We start from the raw sequence: 11693 nt of genomic DNA, 5'->3' as shown, positions 1-11693 counted from the left end.
AAATAGCGCCAAAACGCCCGATAAAACAAGCAGTAAAAATCCCGCTAAAAGCGCGAGCTTTCGCCTTCTTAGCGCAAATTGCAAAAGAGCTAGATACGCTCCTTTTAGCTTGCCGGTTTTTTGCGGTTTATGTGAAATTTCGGGCTTTAAAATATAAGCCGCAAGCAGCGGAGTAACAAGCCTTGCTACTAAAAGCGAGCTTAAAACCGCGGCCGTAACCGTCACGCCGAACTGGCTAAAATACCGTCCGATAATGCCCGAAATAAAGCTTACGGGCAAGAAAATAGCTACGATCGTAAGCGTGATGGCTATCACGGCAAAACCTATCGCGTCGGCGGCGTTTATGGCCGCTACGTAGGGGCGTTCGCCCTTTGCGACGTGCTTGTTTATGTTTTCTATCTCTACTATCGCGTCGTCTACTAAAATTCCGATAACCAGCATAAGAGCTAGTAGCGTCACGCTATTTAGCGTGTATCCCAGCAAACTCATAATACCGAAAGTAGGCAGCATCGAAAGCGGTAGCGCGATAGCCGCGACGATCGTAGCTCTAACGTCGCGCAAGAATAAAAATACGACGATTACCGTTAGAAGCGCCCCTTCTATAAGCGAGCTTATCGTAACGGCGTAGTTTTCTCGCGTGGTATCGGCGGATGAGTAAATTTCGCTAATTTTAATGCTCGGAAACTGCGCGTTTAGCGCCGCGATAGCCGCTTGCGCGTTTTGCAGCGTTACCGTGTCGCTCGCGTTTTTGGCGCGGTAAATTTCAAAGGCGACGACTCGTTTGCCGTTTAGGCGCGAAATTTGCGAGACGTCCTCGTGCGAGTCCGAAATTTCGGCTATATCGCCCAGCCTTACGCTTACGCCCTCTTTTAGCCAAATTTGCGTATCTTTTAGCGCTTCAAGCGACGCGGCGCTAGATTTTACGCGTATCGTGCGGCGCGCCTCGTCGATAGAGGTCTTGCCCGCGGGTAAATTCGCGTTTATCTGCGCTAGCTGCTTGCTGATTTGATCGGGAGTTATTTGCAGCGAGTTTATCGCCTGCGCGTTAAGAGCTACTAAAATTTCTTGCTTCGCGCCGCCTAGGCGTTTTACCTGTTGCACGCCCTGCGCGGAGAGCAGGCGGTTTTTAACCTCGTCGTCTATAAATTTAGACAGCTGCGCTTCGTTTAAATCCGCGCTTTGCACGCTGTAATAAGCTATCGCGCCGCCTTCGGTATCCACGCGCTCTACTTGCGGCTCGTCTATGCCTCCCGGAAGTTCGCTTCTAATTTGCGACATTAAATTCCGCACGTCGTTTACCGCGCGGTCTATGTCGGTTTCAAGGGAAAATTCGGCCGTCGTGACGCTGCTGCCGCCCGTTATCTCCGAGCTTACGTGCCTGATGCCCGCCATACCGAAAAGCGCGTCTTCTATCTTTCTAGTTACCGTTTTTTCAAGCTCTTTGGGCGCCGCGCCGCTTTGAGAGACGCTTACTATTACGACGGGAAACTGCACGCTGGGATCTGCGTTAATAGGAAGCCTAATAAAAGATATGACGCCAAATACACTAAGCGCTAAAAACAGCACGATTACGGGGACCGGACGCCTCACCGCCCAAGAGGAAATTTTCATTTTCGCGCGCCTTGCTCGTTAGACGCGCTCTCGCCCCACTCTATTAGCTGCGGATCTAGTGCGTCGCCTTCGTTTATGAGCGCGCCCGCGTTTGCCGCGACTAGCTCGTCTTCGTTAAGGCCTGAAATTTGAATAAATCCGCCCTTTTCTATACCAGCGGTTACTTGTTTTTCGCGCGCGGTTTTATTTGTTATAACCGTGACGTAGGCCGCGCCGTCCTTAAAGCGCACGGCCCTCGCGGGCAAAGCAAGCGCGCTAACGCTAGGAAGCTCGACGCTTGCTTTGCCGTAGTTATTGATTAATCCGCCCGCAAAATCTCCGCTAAATTTTACCTTCCCCTCTTTGCTAGTCTCGTTTAGAGTTACGGAAATTTGACGAATTTTAGCCGTAATGCCCGTTTGCGCGCCCTCTATTTCGACGCTAGAATTTAGCGTAGCGCCTAAATTTAGCGCGCTTTGCAGCTTTGAAATTTCGCGGGCGTTAGCATCGGCGCTAAATTCGAAAACGCCGTCTTTTGCTATATTAAAAAGCGTCTGCGCGTCCGTTATCATGCCTATTTTAGCCGATTTTGCCGTTACGACGCCGTCTACGGGAGAGATAATATTTGCTTTTATCGCTTCGTTTTTGCTATTTTTTAGCTGCGCTTTGGCTTGCTCTACCTGTGCTTTTGCAGAGCCTAAATTCGCTTTCGCACTTAACCGCTTGGCTAAAATTTGCTCGTACGCCTCGCGGCTTACGGCGTTTTGAGAAAGAAGTTTTTTAGAGCGTTTTAGCGCCGCGTCCGCTTCGTCAAACGCCGCCGCCGCCGAGGCTAAATTTTGCTTTGCCGCTTCGAGCGCGAAAGTATCTTTTTCAAGGTCGCTTTGCACGCTAACGCCTTCTAAAACGGCTAAAATTTCACCCTTTTTTACGCGCTGCGAAACGTCTGCTAAAACGTCTATCACACGGCGGCCTTGTAGCGCCGAAGCTACGGTTACGTCGTCTTTTGCTTGCAAGCTTCCGTATAAAACCAGCGTTTCGTTTAGCGTTAAAATTTTAGGCTTTACGGCGCTAACTCTCATCGCGTCGTCCGCGCATAATAAGCAAAACGGCAGAAGCAAAAATAAAAGCGGTTTTTTCAAGATTTTTCCTTAAAATTAGTATTAAAAGCGACTATATTAGCCAAAATTTACTAGCGTTGTCAAGTTGATAAAATTTTAAAATTTTACTACAATCGCGCTAAAAATTTTAAAGGCGAAATATGCAGGGCTTCGACGCGCTGGGCAAAAAAATCAATCAAATAGAAAACTATATCGACGAGTGGATTAAAAAAATCGGCGCTAATTACGGCGAATTCGCGATCCTTTATACGCTGGCGAAAGACGGGCAAAGCACGCAAAAGCGCGTAGCCGAAGAGTGGTGTATGCCAAAGCAATCCGTTTTTAACGTAGCAAAAGATCTGCGCGCTAGAAATCTAATCTCGCTTTCGCAAGGCGAGCGCGACAAACGCGAGCAGATAATGAGTCTAACGCCCGCGGGAGAGCGGCTGGCGCAGAAATTTTTACGCGCTAGCGACGAGGCGGATAAGGCGGTATTCGGACGTTTCGGCGCGAAAAACAGTAAGCTTCTTTTTGAGCTCTTAGACGAGTTTAGCAAAATTTGCGCCGACGAGCTAAAAAGCGTTTCAAAGATTGAAAATTAGAGGCTAAAATGTACGTTTTATTTGAAGGTATCGACGGGGTCGGCAAAAGCACGCAGATCGAAATTTTAGCGCGAAAATTTAAAGGCGGCGCCGACGAAAATTCGGGCAAGACGGCGGACGGCTTAAAATTTAATCCAAAAAACGTAGTTCTTACCCGCGAGCCCGGCGGCAGCGAGCTGGGGACGCATCTGCGCGAAATTTTGCTAAGCGGAAAATTTAACCTCTCTTCGTGCACCGAGGCGCTGCTATTTTTAGCCGATCGCGCCGAGCATTTTAATAAGGTCGTAAAGCCTAACCTTGACGGGCTGGTTTTAAGCGACAGGGGCTTTATTTCAGGCATAGCTTACGCGCTGGCAAATGACGAAAACGCCGATATAAACGAGCTTATAGCGCTAAATAAATTCGCGCTGGGCGGGCGGCTACCAGATAAAATCGTGCTATTTTTATCTAGCGAAATTTTAACGCACGAGCGCCTAAAATCGCGAAGCTCAATCGACGCCGTAGAAGCCAGAGGACTAAAATACCTAATGCGCGTTCAAAATTTTATGAAAATCGCCTGCGAAAAATGCGGCGCGGATACGCTAGTAATCGACGCGGGGCTAGAAATCGAAAAAATCGGCGAGAAAATCGAAAATTTTATATTTTTTAATGTAAAATAGCGAACGATTTTAGGCGAAAAGGAAGCGAAATGATAACTGCGCTGCGCGGCATGAAGGATATGCTGCCCCAAAATAGCGAGCTTTACGAACGCGTAATAAGAGTATGCGAAAGCGTCGCGCAAAACTACGGATACCGCAAAATTTTAACCCCGCATCTTGAAGAAACGGCGCTATTTAAGCGAAGCGTAGGCGAAAGCAGCGATATCGTCGGCAAAGAAATGTATCAATTTTTAGACAAAGGCGGCAACGACGTGTGTCTGCGTCCGGAAGGCACCGCGGGCGTCGTGCGCGCGTTTATCGAGGCGAAACTAGACCGCGCGGGCGGCGTACATAGATGGTTTTATAGCGGCTCGATGTTTCGCTACGAGCGCCCTCAGCGCGGACGTTTGCGCGAGTTTCATCAGTTCGGCTGCGAATGCTTCGGCGAAGCTAGCGTAAGGGAGGATGCGAGCGTAATATTAATGGTAGACGAAATTTTGCGCCGATTAGAGGTAAAAGCTACGCTAAAAATAAACTCGCTGGGAGACGCCAGCTCGATGGCGGTTTACCGAGAGAAGCTAGTAAAATTTCTAGACGCGCGCGAGGATGAAATTTGCGAGGATTGTCGCCGTAGGAAGTCGCTAAATCCGATTAGAACGCTTGATTGCAAAAACGAAAATTGCCAGAGAATTTACGCGGAGGCGCCGCTAATGATAGAAAATTTAAGCGACGAAGCGGCCGGCGATTTTGCTAAACTGCGCGAAATTTTGGACGCGGCGGGGCTTAAATACGAGATCGACGCCAAGCTCGTGCGCGGGCTTGATTATTACTGTAAAACGGCGTTTGAGTTCGTTTCGGGCGAGATCGGCGCGCAAAGCGCGGTCGCGGGCGGCGGACGATACGATAGGCTGGTCGAGTATCTAGGCGGCAAGGCTAGCTACGGCGTGGGCTTTGCGATGGGCGTCGAGCGGATAATGGAAATTTTAAAAGAGCGCGAGAGTGCGGTTCAAAGATCGGGCTTATATCTTTGCGCGATGGATAGCGAAAATTTAGACTACGTTTATAACCTAGGCGCGAATTTAAGGCGAAATTTTAAGGTCGAAATCTCCTATGAAGCTAAAAATTTACAAAAGCATTTAAAAGCAGCCGACGCTAAAAATGCTAAAATTTTCCTTTGCGTGGGCGAGAACGAGCGAAAAGCCGAGAAAATTTGGTATAAAAATTTAGCCGACAAAACGGAAAAAACGCTAAATTTAAGCGAACTTGAAAAGGAATTAAAAAGTGAATGATTTTGGTTTAAATATTTGGGGTAATTCAAATTTTATAATCGAAAACGGTAAAGTCTGCATAAATAGCGCGAGCAAGCCCGCCATCATCGATATCGTAAAAGAGATCAGGGATCAAGGTTACAGAGGTCCTATGTTGCTGCGTTTTCCGCATTTAATCCAAAAGCAAATCGAGCAAATTCACGCAAGCTTTACGAAGGCTAAGAAAGAATTCGACTACAAAGGGAAATTTAGCGCCGTTTTCCCGTTAAAAGTCAATCAGTATCCCGGCTTCGTAAAAAATCTCACGCGTCTTGGAAAGCCCTATAACTACGGGCTAGAAGCCGGCAGCAAGGCCGAACTGCTGCTAACGATGGCGTATAACAACGACGGCGCGCCAATTACCGTGAACGGCTTTAAAGACCGCGAGCTAATCAACATAGGCTTCATCGCCGCAGAAATGGGGCACAATATCACGCTAACGATCGAAGGGTTAAACGAGCTAGAAGCCATAATCGCCACCGCAAAAGAGCGTTTTAAGCCAAAGCCTAATATCGGGCTTCGCATACGCTTGCATAGCTCGGGAGCGGGAATTTGGGCTAAAAGCGGCGGTATACACTCGAAATTCGGGCTAACTTCTACCGAGCTAATAGAAGCGATGAATATGCTAAAAAAGGCGAATTTGCTAGACCGCTTTAATATGATCCACTTTCATATCGGCTCTCAAATCACCGAAATCCACCCGCTAAAAAAGGCTCTCATCGAGGCGGGAAATATCTACGCGGAACTGCGAAAAATGGGAGCGTCTAATCTAACCGCGATAAATATAGGAGGCGGGCTCGCGATAGAATACTCGCAGTATAAAGAATCTTCAAGCCGTAACTATACGCTAAATGAATACGCAAACGACGTCGTTTATATGTTAAAAACGATCGCCGAGCAAAAGGGCGAAATTCAGCCCGATATTTTTATAGAAAGCGGTCGCTACGTAGCCGCTTCGCACGCGCTGCTGGTGGCGCCCGTTTTGGAGCTTTTTAGCCAAGAATACGCCGAAGAAAAGTTAAATTTAAAGAAAAATAACCCGCCGTTAATCACTGAACTAGTCGATCTTTATAACTCCATTAAACCTAGTAACGCGCTTGAATACCTCCACGATGGACTTCATCATTTAGAGAGCGTACTGACGCTGTTTGATCTAGGCTACGTCGATCTGCAAGACCGCTCGAACGCCGAGGTGCTGCTGCGCCTAATCGGTAAAAAAGCGGTCGTAATGCTCGGTAATAAAAGCAACTCCGCGGACTTGCAAAAGATACAAAAAGAGGTACAGGAGCGGTATTTGCTAAATTTTTCGATGTTTCAAAGTTTGCCAGATTTTTGGGGGTTAAAGCAAAATTTTCCGATTATGCCGCTTGATAGGCTAGACGAACGCCCTACTTTGCCGGCGTCTATTTGGGATATTACCTGCGACAGCGACGGCGAGATAAGCTATCACGACGAGACTAATCCGTTGCTGCTTCACGACGTGGACGTAGAAAAAGAGGAGTATTTTATAGGTTTTTTCCTAGTGGGCGCGTATCAAGAGGTGCTAGGCATGAAGCATAATCTTTTCACGCATCCTACCGAGGCTACGATCGAGCTAACTCCGCAAGGATACGCGGTAAAAGATCTAATAGAAAGCCAAAGCATACTCGACATAATGGAAGATCTAGACTACGACATTTACGAGATACAAGACACGCTAAACGAGAGGCTTTTAAAATCGCCGTTAATTAACGAGACTCAAAAGAAGCAAATTTTAGGCGAGCTGTATCTATTTTTAAACGATAATAGCTATTTAAAGACGATAAATTAATAAGGAGTAAAAATGAAATTAGCAAAAAGGATGAGCGCGCTAAGCGAGAGCCTAACTATCGCGATCAGCTCGAAAGCAAAAGATATGAAAGCAGCCGGCATCGACGTAGTAAGCCTATCTGCGGGCGAGCCGGATTTCGATACGCCCGTAATTATTAAAAACGCGGTTAAGACGGCGCTTGATAAGGGCTGCGGAAAATACACTCCGATACCGGGGGCGCCCGAGACCGTAAAAGCGATTCAAACCAAACTAGCCCGCGATAACGGATTAAGATACGAAACTAACCAAATAATAACCAACGTCGGCGCGAAGCACTCGCTATTTAACGTGTTCGGCGCGCTAATCGACGAGGGCGACGAGGTTATTATCCCTGCGCCTTATTGGGTCAGCTATCCCGAAATCGTAAAATTTTGCGGCGGCAAGCCCGTATTTATAGAAACCTGCGAGGCTACGGGCTTTAAGATTACGCCCGAGCAATTAAAAGCCGCGATCACTCCGCGTACTAAAATTTTAAGTCTAAACCACCCGACGAACCCGACGGGAGCGGTATACTCTAAGGACGAAATAGCCGCGATCGGCGAAGTGCTAAAAGGCACGGATATTATAATTACGAGCGATGAAATTTATGAAAAATTAACCTACGGTATACCGTTCGTATCGGTTGCTAGCGTGAGCGAGGATCTGTTTAACCGTACGGTCACTATTAACGGGCTTAGCAAATGCGGCGCGATTCCCGGATGGAGATTCGGTTATACCGCAAGCCCGATGAACGAGCTAAACGCCGCGATGAAAAAGCTGCAAAGCCAAAGTACGAGCAATATCAGCTCCATCGTGCAAGCGGGCGCAATCCCGTCGCTACTGGGCGAAACGGACGCGGATATCGAAGCGATGCGCCGCGAATACGAAGCTCGCCGCGACGTAGCCGTAGGGCTCGTTAATCAAATTCCAGGGCTTAGTGTAAAAAGCCCGGACGGCGCGTTTTACTTATTCATTAACTGCTCGGCGGTCGAAAAAGATAGCATGAAATTTTGCTCGCGCTTACTCGAAGAGGGTAAAGTAGCGACGGTGCCCGGCGTCGGATTCGGTATGGACGGGTATTTTAGGATTAGCTTCGCGACGGATATGGACAGCATTAAAAAAGCGATCGCTAGAATTTCCGAGTTCGTCAAAAACTACAAATGATAGAATTTCACCTAAACGGCGAACGTATGCGGATCAATACCGATGCGAGCGTGGAAGAATTTTTACGCGCGCAAGGTTTTGAGCTAAAATTTATAGCCATCGAGCGCGACCGCGAAATTTTACCCCGCGCGCTGTGGACGCAGGCTAAGATGAGCGAGGGCAAGAGCTATGAGGTCGTGCGATTCGTAGGCGGCGGGTGAGTCAAGGAAAGATATGAGAGAAATTACTATAAACGGCAAAAATTTTAGCGTAAAGGCTCATGATACGGACGGGTTAAAAGCCGAAATTTTCGGCGATCCGCGAAACGAAATTTGCGAATTTTTGCGAAATTTTAACGTTAGCGAGCCCGACATTTTTATCCTAGACGGCTTTGCGACGAAGGAAAACGCGCCGCTAAATAACGGCGCAAACGTCGTTTTTATTAAGCGCGGAGCGATGCCGGACCGCGAAATTTTACGCTCAATGATCGCCTCTCGCAACTCTCCCGAGCTAAATGCGGCGCTACAAAAAGCTTGCGTAGGCGTGGCGGGATTAGGCGGACTAGGATCTAATATCGCGCTAAGCCTAGCGCGCGCGGGCGTAGCGAAGCTAGTACTCGCCGACTTCGACGTGGTCGAGCCTAGCAACCTAAATCGCCAGCAATACTACGTCCGCCACATCGGAATGAAAAAAACGGACGCCATGAAAGAGCTTATCGCCGACGTAAATCCGTTCGTAGAGGTCGTTACGCGCGACGTATTTTTAGACGCCGCAAACGTCGCCGAAATTTTCGCGCCCTGCTCTATTGTTTGTGAGGCGTTTGATAACGCGGTCGGCAAGGCGATGATGGTAAACGAAGCGGGAGCGAGCCTAGCGGATAAGCAGATAATAGGCGCGTCGGGGATGGCGGGGTATTACGACTCAAATCTAATCCGCACGATTAAATTCGCCAAAAACGTCCATCTTTGCGGAGATCTGGTAAACGCCGCTAAAATCGGACAGGGATTAATGGCGCCCAGAGTGGCGATCTGCGCGAACCACCAGGCTAATTTAGTAATACGCCTTTTGCTAGGATTAGAGTCGAGGTAGCGCGTTCTTTCGCGAGGTTTTGCCTTTGCCCTCCTTGCTAAAATTTTACGTCCGCGGAAATAATAAAAACGCGCTTATTTCGGCAAAAGCGCAAAATTTAAAGCGCTAAGGCTTAAAATCAAATCCGAATTTTACTCCCGAAATTTTACGATAAATTAACCCCTATTTTGCTATCCTAGCGCAAATTTTAAGGACGTAAAATGCAAAACGATACGTTAAATTTAGGCGGCAGAGAGTTTTCTAGCCGCTTTATTCTGGGATCTGGCAAATATTCGCACGAGCTAATCGACGCCGCAATCAAGGAAGCCGGCGCGCAGATGATAACGCTAGCGCTTAGGCGCGTAAACGAAAGCCGCGAGCGAAATATTTTGGAGTTTATACCTAAAAGCGTCGCGCTACTACCCAACACCAGCGGCGCGCGAAACGCGGGCGAGGCGGTGCGGATCGCTAGGTTGTCGCGCGAGCTTGGTTGCGGAGATTTTATTAAAATCGAGATTATTACGGACAGCAAGTATCTATTTCCCGATAACGCCCAGACGTTAAAAGCTACCGAAATTTTAGCGCGCGAGGGATTTATCGTCATGCCTTATATCTACCCCGAGCTTGCGGCGGCGCGAGCTATGATAGACGCGGGCGCTGTTTGCGCTATGCCTCTTGGCGCGCCGATCGGCTCAAATCAAGGCTTGGTTTTTAAAGGCGCGATCGAAATCATGATAAACGAGCTTGACGCGCCCGTAATCGTGGATGCGGGTATCGGGCGTCCGTCGCAAGCGTGCGAGGCTATGGAGATGGGCGCGGCGGCGGTGATGTCGAATACGGCGATTGCTACGGCGCGCGACGTAAAGGCGATGGCGCGGGCGTTCGGCGAGGCGGTGCGCGCGGGGCGAGAGGGCTTTTTAGCGGGGCTCGGACGCGTGCGGGAGATCGCGGATGCTAGCTCGCCGCTAACGGGATTTTTAGAATGAAAAGCGCGGACGCTAATACCGCTACTACCGTGACGAACGGAGCGCTAAAATTTAAGGCTAAAATAGATCACATGGCGCTACTGCCGCATATGCAAGACGTCGGCGAAGAGATCATGCGGGCGGTTTTAAAAGCGCGCGAGGGCTACGAGCCCGAAATTTACGCCGCAAAAGACGTAGAAGCGGCGCTTGACGCTAAAATTTGCTCTCCTGAAAATCTAAAAGCGCTTTTAAGTCCCGCCGCAAGCGATTTTATCGAGCCTATCGCACGGCTGGCTCAGCGCAAGACGCGAGCTCAATTCGGCAATAACGTTACGATTTTCACGCCGCTTTATATCGCAAACCACTGCGATAATTTATGCATTTATTGTGGATTTAACTCGCAAAACAAGATCGCCAGAGCGCGCCTTAGTGAAGATGAGATAGAAGCCGAAATGAGGCAGATCGCGAAAAGCGGCTTGCAAGAAATTCTAATACTTACGGGAGAGAGCGAGAGCGCGTCTAGCGTGGAGTATATCGCGGAGGCGTGCAGGATCGCGCGGCGGTATTTTAAGGTCGTAGGCGTCGAGATTTACCCGCTAAATTCGCCTGATTACGCCCTGCTTCGCGCAAGCGGGGTCGATTACGTTACGGTATTTCAAGAGACTTACAACCCCGCAAAATACGAGCGGTTGCACCTTGCGGGCAATAAGCGCGTCTTTCCGTACCGCTTTGCGGCGCAGGAGCGCGCGCTAATAGGCGGGATGCGCGGCGTCGGGTTCGCGGCGCTTTTAGGGCTTGATGATTTTCGCCTGGACGCATACGCGACGGCCATGCATGCGGCGCTTATTCAGCGTAAATATCCGCACGCAGAGATCGCCTTTTCCGTCCCGCGCCTGCGCCCGATTATAAATAACGCCCGCATAAACCCAAAAGACGTCGGCGAGCGCGAGCTTTTGCAGGTGCTTTGCGCCTACCGCATTTTTATGCCTAGCGCCAACATTACGATCTCGACGCGAGAAAGCGCGCGTTTTCGCGATAACGCCGTCAAAATCGCCGCAAACAAGATAAGCGCGGGCGTAAACGTCGGCATCGGTGCGCACTCGGGAGAGAAAAAGGGCGACGAGCAGTTTGAGATCGACGACGACAGGGGCGTAGCGGAGGTGGCGCAGATGCTAAAAGAAAGCGGACTTGAAGCGTTGATGAGCGAGTATATTTTTCTTTAATCGGCGCCGTTTTATTTTTTGCGCCGGTTTTCGGGTCGGTTTTAAAAATTTCGGCTGCGGCGCGGCTTTGCTGATTTGGGCGAACCCGTAAAATTTAGCGGTTCGCGCGTCGTTTTTTTAATCTGCTTCGTCTCGGCATCTGCTCGGTCGCTTTATTTGTAAAGCGGATTTTTCGCCCTAGCCGCGATATTTTGCTTAAATTTGCGCTCGGCGCGCCGTTGGCGGCAAC

The 11693-nt window shown here is 49.1% G+C and carries 11 protein-coding genes; 9 read left to right on the top strand and 2 right to left on the bottom strand.

What is annotated here, in order from left to right:
* Both QZ147_RS05935 and QZ147_RS05930 read right to left on the bottom strand, forming a co-directional pair.
* Positions 1-1611, bottom strand: a 1611-nt coding sequence (locus QZ147_RS05935; RefSeq protein ID WP_295148129.1) for an efflux RND transporter permease subunit, incomplete at its 3' end; no start/stop codon positions are given.
* On the bottom strand, positions 1608-2732 hold the full coding sequence (locus tag QZ147_RS05930; protein WP_295148126.1) for an efflux RND transporter periplasmic adaptor subunit: 1125 nt from the start codon (positions 2730-2732) through the stop codon (positions 1608-1610). The genes QZ147_RS05935 and QZ147_RS05930, both read right to left, overlap by 4 nt.
* A gap of 119 nt (positions 2733-2851) precedes the next feature.
* On the opposite strand from QZ147_RS05930, the gene QZ147_RS05925 reads away from it, so the two are divergent.
* From QZ147_RS05925 to thiH, 9 genes are all read left to right on the top strand, one after another.
* Positions 2852-3292, top strand: a complete 441-nt coding sequence (locus tag QZ147_RS05925) for a MarR family winged helix-turn-helix transcriptional regulator (RefSeq protein ID WP_295148125.1) — start codon at positions 2852-2854, stop codon at positions 3290-3292.
* A gap of 8 nt (positions 3293-3300) precedes the next feature.
* The gene (tmk, locus tag QZ147_RS05920) at positions 3301-3951 is read left to right on the top strand and encodes a dTMP kinase (protein ID WP_295148122.1); all 651 of its coding nucleotides are present in this window, start codon (positions 3301-3303) and stop codon (positions 3949-3951) included.
* A gap of 29 nt (positions 3952-3980) precedes the next feature.
* The gene (hisS, locus tag QZ147_RS05915) at positions 3981-5219 is read left to right on the top strand and encodes a histidine--tRNA ligase (RefSeq protein ID WP_295148119.1); all 1239 of its coding nucleotides are present in this window, start codon (positions 3981-3983) and stop codon (positions 5217-5219) included.
* Entirely contained in the window at positions 5212-7047 is a 1836-nt protein-coding gene (gene speA, locus QZ147_RS05910) for a biosynthetic arginine decarboxylase (RefSeq protein ID WP_295148118.1), read from the top strand. Before hisS ends, speA begins: the two co-directional genes overlap by 8 nt.
* A gap of 12 nt (positions 7048-7059) precedes the next feature.
* Positions 7060-8229 carry a pyridoxal phosphate-dependent aminotransferase gene (locus QZ147_RS05905; RefSeq protein WP_295148116.1) on the top strand — a complete coding sequence of 390 codons (1170 nt, stop codon included), beginning with the start codon at positions 7060-7062 and terminating at the stop codon, positions 8227-8229.
* The gene (gene thiS, locus QZ147_RS05900) at positions 8226-8429 is read left to right on the top strand and encodes a sulfur carrier protein ThiS (protein WP_295148113.1); all 204 of its coding nucleotides are present in this window, start codon (positions 8226-8228) and stop codon (positions 8427-8429) included. The genes QZ147_RS05905 and thiS overlap by 4 nt, the downstream gene beginning before the upstream one ends.
* 13 nt (positions 8430-8442) lie before the next feature.
* Positions 8443-9297, top strand: coding sequence for a sulfur carrier protein ThiS adenylyltransferase ThiF (gene thiF / locus QZ147_RS05895; protein WP_295148111.1), 855 nt, complete (start codon positions 8443-8445; stop codon positions 9295-9297).
* Between the two features lie 200 nt (positions 9298-9497).
* Entirely contained in the window at positions 9498-10262 is a 765-nt protein-coding gene (locus tag QZ147_RS05890) for a thiazole synthase (protein WP_295148109.1), read from the top strand.
* A 71-nt stretch (positions 10263-10333) separates the two neighbouring features.
* Positions 10334-11464: a 2-iminoacetate synthase ThiH gene (thiH, locus tag QZ147_RS05885; RefSeq protein ID WP_295148132.1), complete on the top strand. Its 1131-nt coding sequence runs from the start codon at positions 10334-10336 to the stop codon at positions 11462-11464.
* Positions 11465-11693: the final 229 nt, after the last annotated feature.

The sequence above is a fragment of the uncultured Campylobacter sp. genome (assembly GCF_905371695.1).
Classification (GTDB): domain Bacteria; phylum Campylobacterota; class Campylobacteria; order Campylobacterales; family Campylobacteraceae; genus Campylobacter_A.
This window is presented reverse-complemented; position numbering and strand designations above follow the sequence as displayed.